Origin of the sequence: Eubacterium sp. 3_1_31 (genome assembly GCF_964249515.1) — a bacterium.
Taxonomy (GTDB): Bacteria; Bacillota_I; Bacilli_A; order Erysipelotrichales; family Erysipelotrichaceae; genus Longicatena; species Longicatena caecimuris.
Genome location: NZ_CAXUBY010000002.1, coordinates 109,148 through 133,120 on the forward strand (window position 1 = coordinate 109,148; position 23,973 = coordinate 133,120).

At 38.5% G+C, this 23,973-nt stretch carries 19 protein-coding genes and 1 pseudogene; 2 read left to right on the plus strand and 18 right to left on the minus strand.

What is annotated here, in order from left to right; translation table 11 throughout:
- Positions 1–571 precede the first annotated feature (571 nt).
- From ACESSZ_RS01380 to ACESSZ_RS01410, 7 genes and pseudogenes are all read right to left on the minus strand, one after another.
- Positions 572–802: pseudogene (locus tag ACESSZ_RS01380) on the minus strand (helix-turn-helix domain-containing protein); the annotation flags it as partial.
- A 15-nt stretch (positions 803–817) separates the two neighbouring features.
- Positions 818–1,276 carry a hypothetical protein gene (locus tag ACESSZ_RS01385; protein WP_008689267.1) on the minus strand — a complete coding sequence of 153 codons (459 nt, stop codon included), beginning with the start codon at positions 1,274–1,276 and terminating at the stop codon, positions 818–820.
- Positions 1,277–1,493: 217 nt separating this feature from the next.
- Positions 1,494–1,877 carry a hypothetical protein gene (locus ACESSZ_RS01390; protein WP_008689269.1) on the minus strand — a complete coding sequence of 128 codons (384 nt, stop codon included), beginning with the start codon at positions 1,875–1,877 and terminating at the stop codon, positions 1,494–1,496.
- A gap of 4 nt (positions 1,878–1,881) precedes the next feature.
- Positions 1,882–2,196 (minus strand): rhodanese-like domain-containing protein, encoded by a 315-nt coding sequence (locus ACESSZ_RS01395; RefSeq protein ID WP_008689270.1) that lies wholly within the window; start codon positions 2,194–2,196, stop codon positions 1,882–1,884.
- 12 nt (positions 2,197–2,208) lie between these two features.
- Entirely contained in the window at positions 2,209–2,559 is a 351-nt protein-coding gene (locus tag ACESSZ_RS01400; RefSeq protein ID WP_008689271.1) for an amino acid permease, read from the minus strand.
- Between the two features lie 3 nt (positions 2,560–2,562).
- Positions 2,563–3,003: a peptidylprolyl isomerase gene (locus ACESSZ_RS01405; protein ID WP_008689272.1), complete on the minus strand. Its 441-nt coding sequence runs from the start codon at positions 3,001–3,003 to the stop codon at positions 2,563–2,565.
- Positions 3,004–3,072: 69 nt separating this feature from the next.
- Entirely contained in the window at positions 3,073–4,038 is a 966-nt protein-coding gene (locus ACESSZ_RS01410) for an aspartyl protease family protein (RefSeq protein ID WP_008689273.1), read from the minus strand.
- Between the two features lie 121 nt (positions 4,039–4,159).
- On the opposite strand from ACESSZ_RS01410, the gene ACESSZ_RS01415 reads away from it, so the two are divergent.
- Positions 4,160–5,020 (plus strand): DUF4438 domain-containing protein, encoded by an 861-nt coding sequence (locus ACESSZ_RS01415; protein ID WP_008689274.1) that lies wholly within the window; start codon positions 4,160–4,162, stop codon positions 5,018–5,020.
- A 72-nt stretch (positions 5,021–5,092) separates the two neighbouring features.
- Here the strand turns inward: ACESSZ_RS01415 and ACESSZ_RS01420 are convergent, their stop codons facing one another.
- Positions 5,093–7,708, minus strand: a complete 2,616-nt coding sequence (locus ACESSZ_RS01420) for a C1 family peptidase (RefSeq protein WP_008689275.1) — start codon at positions 7,706–7,708, stop codon at positions 5,093–5,095.
- A 156-nt stretch (positions 7,709–7,864) separates the two neighbouring features.
- Here ACESSZ_RS01420 and ACESSZ_RS01425 point away from each other — a divergent pair, with 156 nt between their 5' ends.
- Positions 7,865–8,059 (plus strand): rubredoxin-like domain-containing protein, encoded by a 195-nt coding sequence (locus tag ACESSZ_RS01425; RefSeq protein WP_008689276.1) that lies wholly within the window; start codon positions 7,865–7,867, stop codon positions 8,057–8,059.
- A gap of 92 nt (positions 8,060–8,151) precedes the next feature.
- On the opposite strand, the gene ACESSZ_RS01430 is transcribed toward ACESSZ_RS01425, so the two are convergent.
- The 10 genes from ACESSZ_RS01430 to ACESSZ_RS01475 all read right to left on the minus strand — a co-directional run.
- Positions 8,152–8,859 (minus strand): Bax inhibitor-1/YccA family protein, encoded by a 708-nt coding sequence (locus ACESSZ_RS01430; protein ID WP_008689277.1) that lies wholly within the window; start codon positions 8,857–8,859, stop codon positions 8,152–8,154.
- Positions 8,860–8,922: 63 nt separating this feature from the next.
- The gene (locus ACESSZ_RS01435; protein WP_008689279.1) at positions 8,923–9,708 is read right to left on the minus strand and encodes an N-acetylmuramoyl-L-alanine amidase family protein; all 786 of its coding nucleotides are present in this window, start codon (positions 9,706–9,708) and stop codon (positions 8,923–8,925) included.
- Positions 9,705–10,538, minus strand: coding sequence for a hypothetical protein (locus tag ACESSZ_RS01440; RefSeq protein ID WP_017144607.1), 834 nt, complete (start codon positions 10,536–10,538; stop codon positions 9,705–9,707). The genes ACESSZ_RS01435 and ACESSZ_RS01440 overlap by 4 nt, the downstream gene beginning before the upstream one ends.
- Before the next feature lie 4 nt (positions 10,539–10,542).
- Complete coding sequence (locus ACESSZ_RS01445) at positions 10,543–10,986, minus strand: YaiI/YqxD family protein (RefSeq protein WP_017144606.1); 444 nt, start codon at positions 10,984–10,986, stop codon at positions 10,543–10,545.
- Positions 10,979–12,178, minus strand: coding sequence for a threonine ammonia-lyase (ilvA, locus tag ACESSZ_RS01450; protein WP_008689286.1), 1,200 nt, complete (start codon positions 12,176–12,178; stop codon positions 10,979–10,981). Before ilvA ends, ACESSZ_RS01445 begins: the two co-directional genes overlap by 8 nt.
- 246 nt (positions 12,179–12,424) lie before the next feature.
- Entirely contained in the window at positions 12,425–14,122 is a 1,698-nt protein-coding gene (locus ACESSZ_RS01455) for a hypothetical protein (RefSeq protein WP_008689288.1), read from the minus strand.
- Positions 14,123–14,289: 167 nt separating this feature from the next.
- Positions 14,290–15,981, minus strand: coding sequence for a proline--tRNA ligase (locus ACESSZ_RS01460; protein ID WP_008689291.1), 1,692 nt, complete (start codon positions 15,979–15,981; stop codon positions 14,290–14,292).
- 167 nt (positions 15,982–16,148) lie between these two features.
- Entirely contained in the window at positions 16,149–21,260 is a 5,112-nt protein-coding gene (locus ACESSZ_RS01465; protein ID WP_008689292.1) for a diguanylate cyclase domain-containing protein, read from the minus strand.
- A 135-nt stretch (positions 21,261–21,395) separates the two neighbouring features.
- Entirely contained in the window at positions 21,396–22,622 is a 1,227-nt protein-coding gene (locus tag ACESSZ_RS01470) for a peptidase U32 family protein (RefSeq protein WP_008689294.1), read from the minus strand.
- A gap of 173 nt (positions 22,623–22,795) precedes the next feature.
- Positions 22,796–23,973, minus strand: a 1,178-nt coding sequence (locus tag ACESSZ_RS01475) for an Ig-like domain-containing protein (protein ID WP_499842672.1), incomplete at its 5' end; no start/stop codon positions are given.

Sequence of the window (23,973 nt, forward strand, 5' to 3'; positions counted from 1 at the left end):
TTATTCTCTGTTATTAAAACTATTTGATGTGATGTGCCCTTATGTCATAAACACCTATATGATAAAGCCCATGTATGGGTTTTATTATGAAGTACAAATACAACCTTGTAAATATTGCTAATTAAACAGCGATAATCACATTTTATAACCTCGCATTTTATTCATAAATACCTTTCATTATCCGGATACAAATATTTATGTAGATATATAGGTTATTTTTATTATGAATAAAACACCTTATTTAATTCCTACTTACAGAATATAGAAAAAGATAACCAGTGTCAATAAATTGACAATAAATTCTAAAAAACAGAGCAATATAAATAAAAAAGCACTTTTTCACTAACCATAAAAAAGAAAACGTAAATAAAATTCCGGTAAATCACCGATAAAATATAACAATTCTTTGGTTATCTTTTTTTCGCAATTAAAAAAAGCCGACCCGTATACAGATGGCTTCTTTCCTTGCTTCTAAACGCTTTTTAAATTTTCTTATTTATCCATACAATCCTTCATGCATATGCTAACCCCCATACTTCTTACAACATAAATACAAAATGAAAACAGCCATTTATATATCTTTCATCACATGCATCTGTTTGTATTCTTTAGGTGTATAGCCTGTTACTTTTTTAAAGGTTTTCGCAAAATAATTTTGATTCTGAAAACCTACCAAACTGGAAACCTCTTTGATCTTGCGATTGTTTAATAATAATTGCTTTGCCTTTTCAACGCGATACTCTGCTAAGATATTGGTAAAACTATTTTTTGTATGTTGCGATAAAAGAGAGCTGATATATTGAGGAGTTAAATCTAATTAGTTCGCTAAATCATTTAACCCGATAGAACGGTGGTAATTCTTACCGATATAAGTATACGCATCCAAAACAATCTTGTTCATTGATTTACTGTGTGATTTGATAATGGCATGGATTACATGCTTAACTTCATAACGAATGTAGGTTGCCTCATCCTGCGTGGGATTATCATAAGAGATACCATCGATTTTCTCACTTAGCAATGTCACATAATCCTTCATATCCTCACACTGGTTCATTTTATTCTGCAGAATATGAAAAAGCTTCACCAATATTTTACGTATCGCCAGAATTTCATTTGTTTCCGCCTCTTTTTGAATACGACACACAACATCCGGAAACACTTTTGCCTGATTATAACGTATTGCGTGCAAAAGAGCATCTGCCATATCATTTAAGGTGGTATCTTCTTGCTTATCTGTCAAGGCATGCTGGACATCATCTTGCTCCCATCTCATAGCTATAGTATGCAATAAAAAATATATAAAATATTAAGATAACAGGTAAATATTTCATATAAAAAGAATCATATGGATTTTTTTGTTTATCGTGCTGTATTTTCTTATATCATTATACATATTAAGTATACCATGAGATTTCTCATAAAAAAGGACTTATATATTCTAACAGCCATAAGAAAAGCCTTGCATCATCAAGGCTTAACACTTTTTTTGCTTATTTCTTTTTCCCTTTTTTTCGATCATTTGCACGCTGAACAGCCTCACGATAGTACACATCATCACGGATGCGATAAACGCTTGTAAAGCCGAATAGTTTAATCAGTACAAACATGACCAACAACAAGCTGATCAGTATGATGAAAAACATCAAACCAAAATAGAGAAATGCTGCCTGATTTGGTAATATCGTATGTAAAAAAGCTTTTATATAATCACTTGCTAAAAGAAACACGACAAACAAAATCATGTACATGCTTGTTTTGGTTTCAATATAAATTTTCTTCTGACACTTTTCACAACATACGGTGGAATTAAAGCGAAAGATAGAATAGGTGAATTCATGCCCGCAATGCGGACATCTTACGTTTGTATGAAACATATCATTACCTGCTTTCTGTATCATAAGGCCAGTGGATGATTCCGCCGATATTATAAGCATTGGCATAGCCTGCATCCTTTAGTCTTTTCACTGCCGTACGTGAGCGCTGTCCGCTGCGGCAATATACATACAATGGCTTCTCTTTAGGCAGCATTGTATAGCTTTCATGAAATCGGCTCAATGGCATGTTGATTGCCTGAGGAAGATGACCCGATGCATATTCATCCGCTTCTCTGACGTCGACTAAGACTATATCCTGATGCTCATCCAATGCCTGTTTAACCTCTTCCATCGTTTTATCGAATTTTAAGAAAAACATCTTGCTCCTCCTTTAATCCACGAATAGATAGCCGCAGAAAATATATAGCATGTTCATATAAAAGGCATCAATTCCAATCAAAGTGAATACATTTTGCATAATTGGCAAAGTAAAATACCCCAATTGCATAAAAAGCATCAAAATCACCACAAGGATTGCCACAACTTTTTTAAACACGGCATTGCTGCGTTTCTTACGGCTCTTATTTAAGGAAACACCAAAGAGGAATAAGGCACTGACAATGAGGATAACCATTAAGGTATGCACAAAGCTTCCATGCAGATAGGTTTCCAACAAGCGGGAAAGAAATGCGGATAAAACGATGATCAACAGTGGAAACCCAAGACGTTTCACATCTTCCATCGTTTAGTTTTCCTCCAATAAAACAACCTGCTTCATGACATCGCCATTGCGCATTTGACGTACTGCGCCCATATTATCTGTCACTTTACCAAATACGGTATGCACACCATCTAAATGTGGCTGTGGGCAATGACAGATGAAGAACTGACAACAACCGGTATCTTTACCACGATGTGCCATGGACAAGCTTCCTTCTTCATGACGGTGAGGATTATTTGCTGTTTCACAAGGAATCGTATATCCTAAATCCCCTGTACCATTTCCATAAGGGCAGCCTCCCTGTGATACGAAGTTTTTAATGACACGATGGAATGTCTTCCCATCATAATAACCTTCTTTCATCAATTTCACAAAGTTTTCGACAGTGATAGGTGCATCATCCGGATATAATTCAAAAGGAATCTCCGCACCATTTTCCATCACAATTTTACCATGTAATAACATAATCAATTCGTCCTTTCTTACTCATTTTTCTTACCTACTATACAATAAATAATGATAAATTACAACTGCCTATACAAGCAGAACAACCTGTTTACTATTGATTAGGCGAATCCTTCTGCCTTTAAAGATTTCATTGCCAAATACCCCATCAAAAGTAAAGCCGTTAAATAAATCACAGCGCCCACTCATCGTATCCTTTAAAGTGATAGCACCACGATCTAAGGTCACCTGTAGCTGTTCCACAATTTTCATTGGGAGTTTTTCAAATCCATGCACCCCAAAGCCCATAGCATGGCCTTCACAGATGATTTGCAGCTGTTCCTTTTCGATGAACTGATCAGAAAGCCAGCTCACTTTAGAACCACTATCAAAGCCGAAAAGGGCAATTTCTTGATTCTTCTTCTGACATAAAAAAACCGGAAAACTCCCCATGATCATATTACGACAAGGAAAACGGAACTTATTTTTAACGACTTTAAACTGTTTCGCAATATCATCCATTTCAAAATCAAGCTGTGATAAAACATCCCAGCCGATAATACCATCAAATCCCATCAGATCGATGTTTCCAAAACGCATGGCAAAGTCTTTCTCATCCAGTATGACCATCGGCATATGATGATATTGCAAAGCGCCCATACGCAGTTGTTTCACGATGCAGCCACTTAAAGCTTTCTCTTTTCCGCCAATACTGCCGATTCCGATTCGTCCGGTGGCAGGTATGGCTTCAACTTTTTTTACGCAAGTCGATCTCAGCCCACTGATTTGTGCCCCCGTATCTATTAAAAAGGTACATGAAATCTGATTCACCTCAACCGGTATTGCCAAAAGGCCAAATAAATTACGTTTCATCGGTATTGAAAAAGATTCTTGAAACAGTCGCCGATCGACCATATACGACTTTTGTAAAATGGCTTCCTGCGCTTGTCTACAACCATTTAAAAATGTGGGTGTTAAAATTTTATTTTGTAGGTTGTCATAGGTTGCTTTGTCTATGAAAACCGGTGGGCAGGTTCTTGTTTTGCATCTATGCATGTCATCACTCCTGTATGTATGATTATAACATATCTTACGTAAAACACTTTGTTTTATGAAGGCTTTTCCCTTACTTTTTTGTTTAAAAATGCTATAATGATGTACAGCGGAGGTATGAAGTATGAAAATGAATAAAGATCGTCTTGTCGTTATGAGCGTACAAGGCAGTGTTGACCATCCAAGCATGGCGGGAAATGCTTACCGTGTCGGCTATGATGGTTTTGGACGTATACCGATGGCGACCGGCGGCATCGTTTACAATTATAAAATCAAAGATTCCTGTATGGGTATTGCCGGCGATCATGTAGAACCAGGTGTAAGCTTAAAAAATCCGGTGGAAAGAGAAAATAATGCTTTGCAGGCATTTGCCTGTATCGGTAATCAAGCTCGTATCATCAGCGGAGATGCCAAAGGTAGAATCGGCTATGTTACAGGTAAGCATGGCGGTATCGATCATGTCATGGTCTATTTTGATGAAGAAACATTAGATTTAATGACCTGTGAGGATAAGGTGCATATCAAAGCATGCGGACAGGGGTTAAAGCTGTTAGATCATGAGGAAATTCATGTGATGAATATTGATCCTTCTTTATTGGAAAAGTTAAACATCAAAGAACATGAAGATAGCATAGAAATCGGTGTTACAACCATTGTTCCTGCGCATTTGATGGGAAGTGGCTTAGGCAGTGCGACAACCATGTTAGGGGATTATGACATCATGACACAGGATAAAAAAGCCAACGAAACCTATCACATCAATGACTTGCGTTTTGGCGATATCGTTGCTGTTTTAGATCATGATAATCATCACGGACCTCATTATCTGGAAGGTGCCATCACCATTGGTGTTGTTGTTCATTCCGATTCCTTTACCAGTGGACATGGCCCGGGCTTAACGGTGATTCTTTCCAGCAAGACAAAAACAATCAAACCATTTATTGATAAAGATGCCAATATCGCAAATTATCTTGGCATTGAATAAAAGAAAAAGAAATCCTGACAGGTATTCAGATAGACTCCTATACCTCATGGATTTCTTTTTTCTCGTATTTGATTATTTGATCTTGACTAGCTGTACTTTGCCCCAGCTGCCATAATGACGCACGTTTGCTATTGTTACATAACTGCGCACCTTAATCTGATATTGTTTACCACTGCTAAGTGTATGCAGTTGATAACAATTCCTGCTTGTTTGGTTATAGTTCCAATGATTACTGCCTTTTGCACAATAAGCAATCTGAACACCACTGGCTCCAACAGCCTTTTTATAAGATACATTGATAGCTTTGTGTTTGCTCGTGGTGAGATGCAGTTTAAGCGGCTGTTTGGGAACAATGGTAAAGGTTTTACACATACTGCCACCATAACCGCCTTTTCCAATAATCTTTAAGGTAGCTTTTCCACATTTTTTATTTGTTCCATATTGAATCGTATAATCCCTATTCTTCTTTAATACTGTTTTGCCATACGTTAATGTCACGTTTGGCTGAATTGCTTTTCCACTATAGCTTTGATTGCTTAGCTTGTTCATGCTCACTGTCGCAATATCACGTTTTTTAATTTTAAAAGTCTTTGTCATACTTCCTGTATAATTGCCTTTTCCCTTTACGATGACTTTAGCTATTCCAGAATTAACATTATGAGCATAAGAAAGGGTATAATCTCTTCCGTTTTTTAAAGTCACAGAGCCATAATTCAATAAAGGCAATGGTTTTTGGGCAGAGCCTGTATAAGTCCGTGTTGCTAATGGCTTATTACTTACGGATGTCAGATTGCGTTTATGAATAATAAAACTTTTTGTAAGACAGCCGCCATAATTCCCTTTCCCTTTGATAATCAACTGTGCCGTACCGGCATTGCTGTTATTCTTATACGATAAGGTAAAATCAATACCGTTTTTTAATGTCGTCGTTCCATATTTTAAAAGTGGTAATGGTTTTTGCGCACAGCCTGTATAAGTTTTAGACGGTATGGCATCCACATGGATGCTTTTTGCATAGATTGCCCGCCGTAAGATCTTATAAGTGACATCCTTACTGCCAGCATAAGCATTTAAACCCTCAATGTGAACAGAAGCCGTACCGGATTTCACATTATTGTGATAGGTCAATTTATAATCTTTACCATTTCGCAAGGTGGTTGTTCCATACGTTAGAGTAAGTGATGGAGAATGTGGTTTCCCATCGTAAATATAAGAGGTTGCAGATAATTTGACTTTTGCCTTTGCTATATCATCATGATGCTGCATCGTAAATGCTTTCACACGAAAACATGCGTTGATATTTGCCATATCATACCAGTCATGATGGACATAGAGAAAGCTTTGATCTGATTGAATCTGTTCTTTGAAATTGATCCATCCATAATTTTTGTTTTCAGCCACATACAAACCAGTCGTATCCCCGTAATGATTCTTACATGTCACAACAACGGCATAATAAGTATGTGGTTTTACACAGACATGATGCGTAAGCGGTATCGTGTAAATACCAGCATATTTGCGATAACCTTTCACCGGCATCGATAAAGCTTTGCTGCCACTGTAAGGATCTTGTTTGTCTTTCAGGTTGGTATATACTTCTACCTCATAATCTGTATCTGCTCCTGAAAAAGCAATGGAAACAGCCTCAACATATTCAGGTGAAGTACTCGTACCTTTCTGTGCCTTAAACACATTGGCAACTGTCACTTCACCGCCGGCGGTATATTCTGAAAGAGCTGCGGAACCATCATAGAAATAATTATTTTCATAGGTATCTTTCGCCATATACTGATAAGCTACTACAGCATTGACTGGCTGATCATATGACAGATAGAAATAGCCTGCATCATTGGCATGTGTACCCCAGCTGTTCTTAACGATCCATGCTCCATCATGTTGCGGTTTTATGGAAAACTTGTTTTTCGAAATTGTATCATCATAGCCAACAATAGTCACCGCATGATCAAAGCGTTTGCTGCCATCATAGAAATATTTGGCATATACCGACATCTTTTGAACGGCTATACCAGCCGATACACTGCCATAATCAAGAATGGCCTGTTTGATAGAGGTAATATCATCATCGGGCAAGAAAACAGCATCTTTCATGATATAGGAAGGTTGATAGGCATTTGCTTTTTTAATACCTGCTAACATCGTTGTCTCATTATGTGTATAAGGTGCATTATCTTCATCTGTGGGACTGATCCACTGTGATAAGGCAAAAGCACTTGTCCAGTTATTACCTCCATTATCTAAAAAACCTAGTTTACCGGTTGATGTCGGATCATTGGTATCCCCTGCGGTATTGCCCAATGGATCATTTAAGCGGTTATAAAAACGATACGCAAATTGCAGTTCTGATAAATCAACGGCATTTGGATTATTTACAATTCCACTTTTTAACAGATTTGTTTCAGCGGCTGCCATGGTTGTAAATGCCCAACAATCTCCGTATGGATTTTGATCCTTAATCGGTGTAACATGGTGTTGTTTTCGATTATCGTAGGATGTAGGCAGCGCAGAGCGATATAATTGTCTGCTGTTATTCGGCTTTTGTACTACATAATCAATCGCATGATAATTATTCCCCCCCTGTTTTGGACTATCGATTTGCTTTGCTGTTAAAAGCTGTATATTTCCCAGAAACAAACAAAGTAATAAAACAAAAGACCATAACTTCTTCATAACCTCACCTTCTTTTACTCATCATAACACAAGAATGATAAAATATGAAATTAAATGTGACATTTATGTGATTTTCGTTATTAAAAAGCAAGTTAAATGACACATTTAAGCAAATATGTTATACTTAAAACCAAGGAAAGAAAAGGAGGTTGGCAGATGGCTGTAACAACATATATTTGTGGAATTTGTGGCTATGTATATGATGGTGACGACTTCTTAAAAGAAGCTGATGATTATCGTTGTCCATTATGTGATCATGGAAAAGATGCCTTCAACGAAAGAAGCTTTGACCATGAAGTAAATTTAGCAAGTGATGAATATCACCGCGTGAAAAAAGAAGAAACGAAATAATGTTGGATGTCCGCTTTGGTACATCCTTTTTTTCTTATCATGAAAAAAGATAAAAAAAAGGCATAGCCTGAAACAGCTATGTCTTAAAGTGCTTAATCTCTATTTCCTACAAAGCGTAAGATATATAAGAAGATGTTAATGAAGTCCAGATATAAATCAAAAGCTGAATAAATTGACAACTTGCTCAGCATACTTTCATCACCTTCATAGCTATGATACAACGCCTTCATTTTCTGTGTATCATATGCTGTTATACCGGTGAATAATAATAAGCCAATTGCTGTAAAGCCGCGTGTCGTAATATCCATACCCAACAATGTCATCACAACTTCTACGATAATCAACGTTAATAAACCACCCATCAAGATTGGCCCAAAGCGCAATAGGTTCATCTTTGTCGTATAGCCGATAATGACCAAACAGCCAAAATATACAGCCGTAATCCCAAAGGCAATACCGATAGAACCTAAGTCATAGACAAAAGCCAGTGTGGAAAAAGTGACTCCCATTAAGATGGAATATGCCACAAAAAGAATGCGTGCCGTCGCTGCTTTCATTTTCGCCAAACGTGCCGCGAAAGCAACGGCTACACCAAGCTGCGCAAATAACAACAACATAGGCGCTATTGGATAAGATACATATAAGCGCAAAGTCATGTTCGTTGTTACCATGCCAAATGCTACCAAAGCCGTAATCAATAAGCCAAGTCCCATCCACGCAAATGTTTTTATCGCATGTTGTTGTATGGTTGTGACATGATATTCGGTTTCAAAATTTAATTCATCATTGTTATGAAACATACATATACCTCCTGTTTAAGTTATAGTATACACTTTTTTATGAAACTTGAAAACTGAAATCCTTTAATTTTTTAATCCGAGTGCTTTTAAAACACCTGTACTGATGGCCTGTGCAATTCGCTCTTGTCCTTTCGCATCACTTAATATGGAAACATCCTTGGGATTGGAGATAAACCCGGTTTCCACCAGAATACTAGGAATTTGATTATAATACAACAGTGATAAAAAAGATTCCCTATCATCCCGCAATCCACGGCTTTTGGTATAGCCATCCGTACGTAAAGCAAGTTCCATATGCTCAGCGATTTTCTTACTGCCTGATTGACGGGTACTGTACCATACCTCACTGCCCGCTGTCTTATCCTTTGCTTCATCACTATAATTGGTATGTATGGAAACAAATATATCCGCTTGACTGGCATTCGCCATGTGACTGCGGGTATTTAAATCATCTACATTATTACTTTTCCATGAGATTGTATCACTTTCTCTTGTATACAACACCTGTACCCCTTCCTGCTTTAACAATTCTCCTGTCTTTAAGGTAATGGATAAGGTGATATCTTTCTCTTTTTTCCCTTGTTTACTTTCGCTCCCCGCATCATATCCGCCATGACCGGCATCTAGCATCACTTTAAACTTTGCCGCCTTTTGTTTTTGCTGTTTTTCTTTCGCAAGCTTTTGTTTTTGCTGTTTTTGATACTCTTCCATCAATTTTTGCTGACGCTGGGCTTCTTTTTTATTCATTCTATCCTGTGCATAAGATTCACGTATCGCAGGAACAATCAAAAAGCATAGCACTAACAGCGTAAAAAAGATGGCATGACGCTGTACGATATTGCGCTTCATGAAGACCTCCTTTCTAAATCCTGCAAAATGTCCATGATGATATCGTAAGATTCACTCTTTTTATCCAACTTATTTTGATAGCGTAAAAAGATCTTGCGCGTTTTTTCTTCATCATCATCTAAATAAGCCAAGCCATAATGCAAGATGACATCCGTAGGATCACTGTGCGTCTTTAATAACTTTAAAAACAGCTGTTCTCCCTTCACGGAGTTAAATGTAAGATAGGCTTGCGCCTGTTCATATTGTAGCATGACTTTGGTGAAGGTATTCGTTTTCGTGAAAATTTGTAAATATTTATCCACAAAAGCGACGATGCGTTTGGCATATGGTTTTTCTTGTCTTGCCAATTGCTGCATGGTATCTAGCATTTCCGCCAGCATGCTTATGATATCAACACCATCATTTACCTGATAAACGATACCTTCAAGACTATCCAAGGAAAAGGTTTTGGCCAGTTTCAGCACCTTGCGAAAGTTCATTTCCAGTGCATCCACTCTTTGCTGATCATCTGATAGTTGCATAGCCTGTACAAAATCACGGGATACTATCCCATAATGAATGAACGAAAACGTTTCGCGTCGAGCAATTTCTAACACAGCCTCATCTATGAAATCTTTGGGATATGGGCTATTGTCGTCTTGTATGATACAGCTATCAAATATGGCATCCGCCACTTGCAGATCATTGAACGTTTTTTTCAGGCTTTCATAAATTGCTTCATAACTCCAGTCGCAGCCTAATAACTGTAAATGACGTTGCAGTTCTTCCTTTGACATTTGTTTCAATTGCACCATCATAATGTCATAGGGGATTTTTTTATGTGTATTCAATTTATCACTCCAATAACTCACATACAACAGCATATAAAGCTTTTAAAAAGGCTTTATCATCTTGCGGTGTACGCTTTTTCATATGACCATAGCGTTTTCTTTGACGGCGTATATTCGCTGCGTCACTTCGCTGATTCAGCAAAGACAGCATGTTGTTATCACGAAAGCGCAAACCGTTTTGTGATAAGGCATGTGCCTGTCTGCTGAGGACCAGTGCGGCTAAGCCATAGTCTTGAGTTATTACAATATCATCTTTTTTTACTTTTTGCAAGATAACGAAATCCGCGCGATCCTTTCCTTTATCGGTAATCACCACTTCACAAGCATCATGCATAAAGCTATGTGAGCTGTCACACACCAATATGACCGGTATAGAAAAATGCTCTGCGATCATAAGCGTTTCTTCAATCACAGGGCATCCATCTCCATCAATTAGGATCTTAAACATGTTCCACCATATGTGGATGATAGCCATTTTCTTCCAAAATATCCAGCACTTCTTCAATATGTGCCTGATTGTTTGTCTCAATTACCACCCCAACACGACACTGATTAAATAAGATACCATTCTGAATACGATTATGGTTTACAGAAATAATATTGGCTCCGGTACGTGAAATCAATTCGATCATGCGTGATAAATTTCCCGGTTTATCGGTAACATTCATATTGATCACCGCCTTGCGTCCTGTTTTGATCAATCCAAGGTCAATGATCTTGGACAGCAAGTTTACATCAATATTTCCTCCGCTTAACACAGCAACGCATTTACGATGAATAAGATCAACTTTTCCAAACATGGCTGCTGCCACACTGACGGCACCAGCTCCTTCTGCTACCATCTTCATTTTTTCCAATAAAACAAGGATGGCTGCCGCAATTTCTTCTTCACTTACCGTTACTACTTCATCTACATACTCTTTACACAATGCATAGGTCAATGTTCCCGGTGTTTTTACGGCAATTCCATCCGCAATCGTACTGACCTCTTTTAAGGTCATGATCTTCTGTTCCTTTAAGGATGTTTTCATGCTCGCTGCTTTTTCTGATTGTACACCGACAATACGGCAATGTGGACGCAAGGTTTTGATAGCATACGCAATGCCACTAATCAAGCCGCCGCCGCCAATCGGTACGATGACTGTATCCACATCCGGCATTTTTTCTATGATTTCCATACCGATGGTTCCCTGGCCGGTAATCACATCTTCATCATTAAATGGTTCAATAAAAACAGCTCCGGTAATTTCCTGCAGATTCTTCGCATATGCATAGGCATCGTTAAAGGTATCTCCTTGCAATTCTACCTTGACGCCATATGCCTTTGTAGCTTCTATCTTGGAAAGAGGTGCTGTTTTCGGCATTACGATCGTTCCCTGAATGCCCATTTTCTTACAAGAATACGCAACCCCTTGTGCATGATTACCAGCACTTGCCGCGATGACCCCTTTCGCCTTTTCTTCCTCATTCAAATTCGAAAGCTTATAATAGGCACCCCGCAGCTTAAACGCTCCTGTGCCCTGTAAATTTTCGGCCTTGATCCATAAATTATCATGAATCTTTGTCGCATGCACCAATGGTGTTTTACTGATGATTGGTTCTAAGACACGTTTCGCATCTTCAATTTTCGCAATTTTCATATCGCCCGCTTTACCTCCGTTATCGATAATTTTATTGTACTATGTTTTTCTCTTCATGAAAAGATGCTTTTCTACAAAATAGATACATTTATTAAAAATTGTACTTATATCGCGAACACATTCATCAATTAAATGAACACAGCAATTCACGTATGCAAGGATAATCAACAGCCACCAAAAGCAGAAGATACCGACCCAAAAAAAGACACAATCAATTCAGATCATGTCCTCTTCCTGTTTTATGCATTAGTCCTTTTCAATAAAATCTAACAACTCTTTTGCAGCCAAATTAATACCATCACGGTTTTCTTTATCAAGACCTAAATGAGTATAAATTTCACCAACAAACACCCCATTATCACGCAGTGCCGTAAAAACCTCATCAATCAATGGATCACAAACATCCTGTTGTTGCATTGGTCCAAATGGATTTGCAAAGTATGTGGTAGAAATACCGACTTCCTGTGTCGTTCCCTTCGCCATACGCTTTCCTTCCTTACAGGTTGCTTTGGCATCTTCCAGATTCTCAAAGCGATGCAATCCGGATTCATTATCATAATTATTGGCATAGGCGAATAAATCAATCTTATGATTCATTGCGACAACTTCATATGGTGCTGCCGGTGTAATGACACGCGCATTATTGCTAGACTCCGGATTCATAAAGATTGAGCGATCCATATCACGATATGGTGTACCCGGATCTAGATCATCCAAGCGAATGAAGGCACCGATTTCCGTACCTTGTCCATATGGAACGCCATCCTCGATATGAATGGTTCCCATATCATCAAAGACAACTTCAATATCTTTGATAACATCTTTACCTGCAATCTTTAAGGCTTCAATTGATTCTGACTTACCTGCGCCAGAATCCCCCATCAGCATAATTCCCTTGCGTTTGCCATTGTGTAAGGTAATATTAACGAAGGCACCATGGATTGGCAGCCAGCCATGCTGCATCTTTCTTAAATTGTGCAGCGTCAGACACATTTTTTTCATATAGCCGAAATATTCAATCTTTTCATCATAAGTTAAGCTTCCGACCCAGATATCATCAGTTGCATCATAATGGAAGACTGTTTCATTTTTATCATCTTGATTACCAAACAGACAGATCAGATCTGGTTTTTTACGGCATTCATCTTCCGTAGCCAACTCAAATAAATTTCCTAATGAAACAGCACTGGAGATAAAATCACGATGAAAGTATACAAAGGCTAATAAAGTTCCGATCTTGCATGGGAAGCAGAACCATTCTTCATCACTGCCAGTAAAATACGTAATTGGATTTACGTCTGTTTCCGTAAACATACCGGTACGCTTGTTTGATTTTGGATGTAAGATCATCGGTGTGCGCAGCATGATGGAAGTAATGAATGGAATATCTTTTAAGGCATCATACGTATTTGATAACTTCGGCTGTTTTACACTTACCGCAATCGCTGCATTGGTTCCGGCCTGCATTTGCCGATATACGCGGTTTTTTCTCCCCATTAAAGATTCTTCTAAATTACGATATAATGTCAATACCATATTATTGAAATTTGAGTCCGCCGTCACAAAGCTGATATCCTGCAAAGCACTTGCTGTTCCCGCCGTAACAACGGAAAAACGCTGATGCTTCTTCCAGAAATTATACATTTCTTCTAAAAATTCTAATAATCGTCCTTTATCATTCAGATAGGAAGATTCAATTTCATCAATTTTAAAGATACGCATCATACGGAACAGACGCAAAAGATCAACGGTTGCCTCGCGTGCTGTCTTTCCGCCTACGGCATAATAATATAAGTCTTCATTGTTCTCTTTCAGATAATCAATAAAATTGTGTACATAGTTACTGAAGGTACTGGAATTTAAAAGCTGATCTCCAGTGGTAGCATATCCGGCGCTGAAATTGACAATCGCCAAATCGTTATTTAAATATAATGTTTCTTTCATAATCTGCTCCTTTCAACCTTTTATCTTTTGTGAAAATAAAGTTTTATCAACCCTATCGTTCTCTATTATACAATAAAGCGAAAAAATAAGAAAGTGTTTTTTTGTAATATTTTCATAAAATGTAAATTCTTTCATGAAAATAACAATACCACTTTCTTACCTTCTTCTTACTTTACTATTTCCATCAGCTTTGCTTTCGTTTCACTGATCAGCCATTCTTCGTTTTCTGATGCTGTACGCGCGCGGAATTCCACCTTGCCATCCACAGCTCCTCTTCCTACCGTTATCCGATAAGGGATGCCGATCAGCTCCATGTCCTTAAATTTTACGCCTGGACGCTCTTTTCGATCATCCAATACGACATCAATACCAGCAGCACTTAGCTCTTCATACAAGGCGGTTGCTACACGCATCTGTTCTTCATCCTTGATGGCTACAACGACGATCGCCACTTGATAAGGCGCTACACTGGCAGGCCAGATGATACCGGATGCGTCATTGTGCTGTTCTACAATTGCCGCCATTGCTCTTCCTAAGCCAAAGCCATAGCAGCCCATCTGTACCGGATGCAGCTTATTTGTTTCATCCTGATATTCTAAGCCAAGACTTTCCGCATATTTCGTACCGAGTTTAAAGGTATTTCCTACCTCAATTCCTTTCGCAAAGGTTAAACGATGTCCACATACCGGACAGATGTCACCTTCTTTTACCTGTGCAATATCCGCAATCATAGAGACTTCAAAATCTTGAACGTTCACATTTACGATATGGTGGTCTGTCTGATTTGCGCCGACAATAAAATTTTTCATATGCGTAACTTCACGATCCATGATGATCGGACATGCAATTCCAATCGGACCGGCAAAACCAACCTTCGCATGTGTAACACGTTCTACTTCATCAAAATCGGCCAATTCCATTTCATTTGCCTGTAACAACTTCAAGACTTTGGTTTCATTTAATTCTCTTGTGCCCTTTAACAAAAAGGCATAGGTCTTACCATCAACCTTATAAATCAATGTCTTTACAAAGTCATCAGCTGCTTTCTGAAAGAAGGCTGCTACCTCTTCGATCGTCTTGGCATCCGGTGTTTTGACAACTTCCATTTGACGAAGTTCTGCCGTGTCATCCGATGCTTGATCCACAACTTCCGTAATTTCCAAATTACTGGAGAAATCGCAATGCTCACAGCCAACAACCACATCTTCTCCGATTGGAGTAATGGCCTGGAATTCCTCCGACAAACTTCCCCCCATTGCCCCGGTATCTGCCTTAACGATCTTATATGTTAAGCCTAAACGCTCCATGATCTTTTTATACGCATGAAACATCTTCATATAGGATATATGCATACTTTCCTCATCCACATCAAAGGAATATGCATCCTTCATGATAAATTCACGCACTCGAATTAAGCCATAACGAGGTCTTGTTTCATCACGAAATTTGGTCTGAATCTGATATAGATTATAAGGGAAATCCTTATAAGAGCTTCCTTTCATGGTTGCCGCTATGGTGAAAAGTTCTTCATGCGTTGGCCCCATGACATAACGTTTCTGGTAACGGTCTTTCAAAGCAAACATATTTGCCCCAAAGGCTTCTCTACGTCCGCTTTTTTCGTATACTTCTTCAGGAATCAGTACTGGCATCAACAACTCCTGTGCACCGGTTGCGTCCATTTCCTCACGTACAATCGTTTCAATCTTCTGTAATACGCGCTTTCCCATAGGCATGATCATATAAATACCGGAAGAGCTTTTCTTGATCATTCCTGCTCTTACCAGTAAGTTTCCACTGACACTGTCTTCATCCTTCGCATTTTCACGGATGGTATAAAAGAAACTGTTACTCAATTTCATACTGTACTCTCCTCATCTAACTTTATGATTCATCAATAATCTTCTGTATTTTAGCATGTTTTAGAATAAATGTAAATTTCTGCTTTTTTTCTTGTTGATATTTTTAAAATCGGCTAGAAAAGGCATTATTTCAATCAGAACAGCTTTGAAACAATGCCGCATGTGACTTACCATTCCTGTGAAGGTATCGGCTTACCATAATAATATCCCTGAATCAGATAGCAACCCAATGTTTTTAATATTTCCACCTGTTCTGCATATTCAACTCCTTCAGCCACAACCTCAATCTGTAAAGCCGCACACAGTTCCACCATACTGGAAATGATGGCTCTGGCTTTATGGTTACTGATGATATCATCCATTAAACCCTTATCCAGTTTCAATACATTAAACTTAACACTGGATAAAAAAGCAATATTACTATATTTAGATCCAAAATCATCTAAAGACAGACGATAGCCTGCTTCTTTTATTTCTTTACATTTCTTCTCCATGGTCGTTCTTTCAATATCACCGACGCTCTCTGTAATTTCAATTTCGATCCATGCACGTTTGCAGGCATAGCTTTTACTGATGTTGCTCATCCGCTGTGCCAAATTGTCTTCCAATAATGTCACACGTGAAAAATTCAAAGAAATCGGCACACATGCTTTGCCTTCCTTTTCCCATTTACATAAGATTTCATGAACCTGCCGGAACACAAAGAAGTCAATATAATGAATGATGCCTAACTTTTCCAGCATCGGAATAAAGCGATTTGGCGCTACGATCGTTCCATCCGCATCCTGATAGCGAATCAAAGCCTCGCCACCAATGATGGCATTGGTTTGTGAATTTACTTTCTTCTGCAAATACACCTGGAAACGGCCTTCCTTAATTTCTTTTAAAATGCCTTTTAAGACATGTGTATTATGTTTGGTGTGTTCGCCTTGCAAACAACTGTAATTAAATTGCTTATTGATCAGTCTTTGCTCATCCGCATGGGCAATCAGCTCATCCAACTGCTTATTCGTATCACTCCATACAAAGCCGATGGATACATCACAAATCTTTTGCATACGTTTTTGCAATTTCACAACATGATTGGTAAACATCTCATTGCTCATATCTTCTACGATCACCAAAAACTCATCCCCGGTAAAACGATAGACATTGCCATTCACAAATATCTTTTCCATTACATGTGCAATGCGACGGATGATATCATCACCATAAGCGTTTCCGTATAGATGATTAATATCCCGCAATCCATTGATATCCAATGAAACTACACCCAATGAAATTAATCGTTCTTCCATGAGTTCCTGACGGTATTGCTGATAGCTTGCGCGATTTAAAGCACCACTTAGATAATCATGATAATGCATATACAATTGTTTCTTTTGCAGTTTCATCTTCGCCAATTCATTGCTTAAATAATAACTTAACATCCGTAAGAAACCGGGATGTTCCTTATGGCACGTATAATTGTCGATGCCAAGATAACCAATAATCACTCCATTATCCTGCATACATGCCAACATGCTGCTATGAATGCGTAATTCTTTTAAATATGCATATATCTTAGGATCTTGGTCTTTTAAGCTTTCTACATCCTCTAATACCTGTACACCAAACAGCAATTCTTTTAAATTCGCATTATTAATAGAATTCGGCTGTAGCATATATTCATTCAATTCTTTGATAGAATCCATACCATCTTTGCGTACTTCATATAATTGCATAGTATCGCTATAATCAATCAAATATGCGCGATCTCCGCCATAATAACGCATGAGTTGCTCAACGGCACGATACAACGCTCTAGTAAAAGACTTTTCCAGATTCATTGAATACAGTGTTTTTAAGAGCATATCCTCACTTGCCTTATCTCCTGTGAATAGCTCCTGCATAGTCAAAGGCTGTGGTAAAGGTTGTTCGACTTCTTTTAGCACATAACAATTTCCACCTTTTTCTTTGGCTTGATGAATGGTATCAAAAGCAATATGAAAGAGTTCATCACTTGTTTTTGGCTGATGCAGCAGGATAATGCCACAAGATAAGGTAACCTTAAAGTTCATATCAGAAAACATATAAGGAATGCCAATCGTCTTACGAATATATTCAACGATAGCACAGATATCCTGTTTGGTAGCCTCACTGCATAACCATAACGCAAATGTTCCATCTTCCATGCGTCCTACGATTTTTCGGCATGCGAAACCAGTTAGTAACAAGGCTGCCAATTCTTCCTGAATACGCTCAACTCCGGCCATATCGATACGTGAAAATTCTGATTCATGATCGATTTCAAATAGTAAGAAAGCTTCTTTTTCATGAGCTTGATTTGGTAGTTTTAAGGCTTCCTTTAACACTTCTTTGAAGGTGTTTTCTTTATATACATTGGGAAATACATCCATTTCCGGTTTCTTCTTCAATGCCAATTCAATTTTTTTGCGATCATCAATGTTCACAAGAATACCATGTAAATATAAATCACCACTTTTGGCATCCATGAATAATCGACCTACACTGTTGACCCAGAACAAATGACCATCTTCATCTTTGCAGCGGTATTCACAATTGATAAGTGATTTCCCTTGGGCATATGCATTTTGTAATGCTTCCATATTCAGTAAATGTAAAAAGCGTAGACGGTCTTCCTCAAAAGCCACATGCTGTGTGTGCAGCTGTAATAAATCTTCAAAACTTTCTACTGTATCATAGGAGTCTACCATTTTGCCTTCTATTTCCATCATGCACTCTTGTGTCAGATTCATACGAAAACGTAACAGCATGGCATCGGAAATAACGATATGGCGCTGCATTTGATGCTGATAATATGCCTGCGCCGTTTTTTGTTTCGTTACATCTTCGCCAACGGCTACCGCATATCGTGCTTTTTTATGCTGATCGTAAATGGTTGTGTAAGTCACCCTTTCCCACCACCAGCCATCATGGTTTTTATTAGCGGTAAGGATATCTCTTTGGATATAAGGAACCCCATTTTCAAGCTGTACATACATATCTTTAAGCGTCGGCCAGCTTTCCGGATGAATTAGGTTTTGCTTTCGCAATTCTTCCGGCATATTGCATGTGATCGGCTGCATTGCATGACGATCCTTACCATTCTCGCTCATATACATAATTTTCTTATCAATATCATATTCCCATACACAGATTTGCGCTTCCTCTAAAGCCGTACGATAAACCAGTTCCTTGTGTGTCAACGCCTCCATTAGCGTATGCTCTCTTGTATGATCCAACATGACGCCCTTCATCTGCCATTGCTGATGTTCATCTTGTTCCAAAGCACCACTTAAAAACAGCCATTTTTGATTGCCTTTTCCAGTCGTAACCGAAAACTCACATTTTATAGTTGATTCTTCCTGTTTTTTTGCTGTTTGTAACAACTTTTTTATCCGCTTCCTATCATCTTGCTGCAATATGCGAATCCATTGCATATGATACGTGTCCTGCATTTGCTGAGGCGTTATTTCTAACAACTCATAAAATGATGCATTGGCATAACACAATGTGAAGGCTGCATCCAAAGTGATAATAAAAACAGCACTGCCTCGAAAACTCTGATATAGGTTCAGCTGATTCTCACATGCTTTTTGTTTCTGTATGTTCACACAAAGCATAAAAACCGCATCTTGTTCTTCACTGTGATGGATTCGTTTGCCCTTACCACTGATCCAAATAACCTGATTGAAGCGATCGCAAATACGAAAAGATACCAAAAACTCCTGCTTTGTCTGCAGCTGTTCACGAATGCTTTGTTCAGTTTTAAATCGATCTTTGGCGAAAATCGTTTCTAAAAAATGGCCATTAACTGCCTCACGATATGTTTTTTCATCCTCATAACCCAAAAGTTTCAGCATGTTGTCATTAATATAGTAAAAAGGGAACCCTTCTTTTACATACCATCCAATCATACCGTCCAAAACAAAATCTGCCATAAACTGCACCATGGCATCATCTAAAAACGTTTTTGTAATAGATGGTTGGTTTAAGATGGCATAAGAATGCTGCTCTTTTTTGGACTGATACACACTATAACGATTCTTTCCCTCTTTTTTCGCTTGATACATTGCCCTATCCGCTGCCTCTAACAGCTGATGAAAGCTTTTCCCATGTTTTGGATAATAGCTTACACCAATGCTGCAATTGACCTCATGGTGCAATTTTTGCATCATATGATGGCTAAACATCTGCTGGATAGCTTTGATTTTCGTAATTACCACATCTTCATGAGGAATAGCATTGAGACATACAACGAATTCATCTCCGCCGATGCGAGCTGCCGTATCTTTTTTACGAATCAGCTTTTGTAAAGCTTCTCCTAAAAAGAATAAGGTTTCATCGCCAATCGTATGTCCATACCTGTCATTCACAAGTTTAAAATCGTCCACATCAATCAATATAAAGGCCATCAATTGTTCATGCTTGCTTATATATTCTTCAATTCTTCGTACACATTCTCGGCGATTATATAAACCGGTTAAAGGATCTAAAGCCGCCTCTTTGCGTGATTTCAAAATTTCATTCTTTTGTTCATGGATATCCTTGATCACCCCTAAGATTTTCATTACCTTACCACTTTGATCACGCAATGCTCTGGCCTGCGCAACTACCCAACGATAACCTTTATCTTGATATTTCAGGCGATATTCGCAGCGCATGGCATCTTTACCATGAAACATAGATTGGAAAGCATCTCGTATAGTGGAAACATCTTCTTGATAAATAATCTTGGCTTCAAATAAAGAATTCGGAAACCCTGTTACCGGTATCTGATAACCAAACTTGCGTTCAAAGTTTTCAGAATAATAAATTTCTTTTGCCGTTACATCGTATTCAAATACGATATCCTGTGTCAAAGATAACAAAAAAGCTAAACGTTTATCACTCAGCTGTAAAGCTTGCTCATTTTTCTTCTCACGACTGATATCATGAAAGATACAATGAAAGGATGTCGTATGATCATTGGAATGTGTAAGTTGTGCACTTATACTCACCCATTTTATCGTTTTATCTTTGCATGTCAACTGACTTTCGCACATAAAGACATCACCATAAGACAGTTGCTTGCGTATTTCACGATGGAGCTGTTTATCTTCTGCAAGTAGAATGGAGAATAAGCGATTATGAAATTTATCCGCAAATTCTTCCTTGGTATAGCCAATAAAATGATACCAGGCATCATCTGCATGAAGTATCGTAAAATATTCATCACTGCAACAGTCAATGACACCGCCTGTTAATGGTTGCTCTACTTGCTTCGCCTTTCTCATGCTCATATCTCCTCGTATGGATTCCATAGTACTTTTATTATACCACTCTTATGTTAGGAATAGGCGTTTATTTTATTCAGCTATCAAATAACTAAAAAAATCAGCTTCTTTAGGTAAGAAACTGATCTAAATTGCTTAATATATGGCACTGCGATCCTTTTTCATCACTTTTCGTATCATCGCATCTTTTTCCATTACGCAAGGCACCTTTGCAGTAATAATTTGCATGGGTGTTTTTGCCACTTCCATTGCCTTTCCATCTTTATCATACAGCTCTGCAAATGTAAAGCGAGTGGTGGTAATGTGGGGACCGAATACTTCGGCTTCAATAAAAGGCTTAAAATTATTTCTTACTTCCAGGGTCGCAATTTGTGTATCGGCATCATAAGCCAAGACATACGCAATGAATTCCTGTGTGACACCGGCTCCATTGACCCCATAGAGTTGTGCTTGCGGTAAAGGTTGTCCTTCATAAAACCCTATCGCAGTTGGGCGGTTTTCTGCTTTTGCTAATTCTTGATAATACCACAACAGACGTTCTTCGCTTAAGTTTCCCTTTTCATATACTTCATCGATTAATAAACGATAGGTTTTAATCAACGTCGCAATATAATAGGCACTCTTCATACGTCCTTCTATTTTCAAGCTAGCAATTCCTGCCTGTATGAGATCCGGAATAAAACGAGCTGCCATCAAATCCTTGCTGGACATCGAAAACAAATCCTGTTCATCATGCAGTGGGCGCTCTTTTTCATATAAGCGATATTTCCAGCGACAGCTTTGGGCACAGCCACCGCGATTGGCATCCCTGCCTGTCATATTGTTGCTTAACACACATCGACCGGAGTAAGAAATACACATACCGCCATGTATGAACACTTCTAATGGCACTTGTGCATGTTTAGCTGTTTCTTGAATTTCCTTTAACGTCAATTCACGTGCTAATACCACACGATCCATACCTTTACGTTTCCAGTAATTGGCTGCACTGGCATTGGTGGAGGAATGTTGTGTCGATACATGTACTTCCAGTTTTGGTGCATATTGCTTGGCACACATCATGATGGTAGGTGATGCGGCGATGATCGCAGTGACACCAATACGTTCTAATTCCATGAGGTATTCCTTTAAACCTTCCATATCCTCTTCATGGGGCAGCATATTCACCGTCACATGTACATGGGCACCATGAGCCTGGGCAAATTTTACACCCTCTGCAATATCCGCAAGGTCAAAATTGCTGGCACGCGAACGCAAAGAAAACTGCTTCCCACCTAAGTAAACGGCATCTGCGCCATATAAGACTGCTATTTTTAAACGCTCTAAATCACCAGCTGGTGCGAGCAGTTCTATTTTCTTCATAGGGATTCCTCCTTACATACTACGTTTAAGCTCTACCATTATAATATAAAGATGACGTACATGAAAGTAGATTCCCCATTTTTTCTACGGTTTAATAATAACCATCATAAAAAAAAGAAAGTGATGAATCCACATGCATCACTTTCCATTCTGTTTTCTTATGCCGATAGCCCTTACTTTTTTATACGGATTGCTTTAACACTGCTATAGCTGCCATACACTTTAGCTTTCGTAGAATCATATTTATAAGCTCTGACCTTTACATAATAGGTCTTTTTCGTTTTTAAAGCTGTCAGCGTTTTCGTTAAAGCACTCGTATACGTACTTTTTACATTGGATTTAAAGCGTTTATCAGTTGTATACGTAATTTGATAGCCACTTGCCTGAGCTACTTTCCGCAGTTTGACCTGCATCTTTTTCCCTTTTAGATTGGTTAAACTTGGTGTGCTTGCTTTCCCAACGCTTATTTTCGCCCATTTCGCATAACGTTTAATATCGCCTTTCGATTTTGTAGTGACTTTCGGATATTTCTTACGACAAGCCGAATCACTATACCAGCCCACAAAGCTATAACCTTTTCTTGTCGGATTTTTCAGCGTTATGTTCTGATTATAATAAACACTTGGATTTTTACTATCATTTTTCCCACCATTGAGATAATACGTAATCTTATATCGAACATATACGTTACATTTATACACCATGCCATTGCTTGCTTTGGCCGTTATGATGGCACTTCCACCATTTACTGCTGTGACTTTCCCTTTGCTATCCACTTTCGCAACTTTCGTATTACTAGAACTCCACGTTATGCTTTTATTGCTGGCGGTTGATGGATAGATGGAAGCTTTTAAGGTATACGTATTTCCACGGTTAAGGGTTTTACTACGAACATTTAGTTTCAGTGAAGATACCGGCGTTTTTACGGTAATCGTACATTTGGCTGCTTTCTTGGAACCATCTTTGGCGGTTGCGGTAATGATTGCCGTGCCATTTCCTCTTGCCGTTACTCTTCCACTCGCCGACACCGTAGCTACTTTCGTATTATTGGATATCCATAACAAATCAGTATTACTTGCCGTTGATGGTGACACTGTTGCAGATAAATAATATACATCTTTAGGTTTCATTGCCTTACTTGTCACATTTAATTTTACAGCACTTACCGGCGTTTTTACGGTAATCGTACATTTGGCTGCTTTCTTGGAGCCATCTTTGGCGGTTGCAGTAATGATTGCCGTGCCATTTCCTCTTGCCGTTACTCTTCCACTTGCCGACACCGTAGCTACTTTCGTATTATTGGATATCCATAACAAATCAGTATTACTTGCCGTTGATGGTGACACTGTTG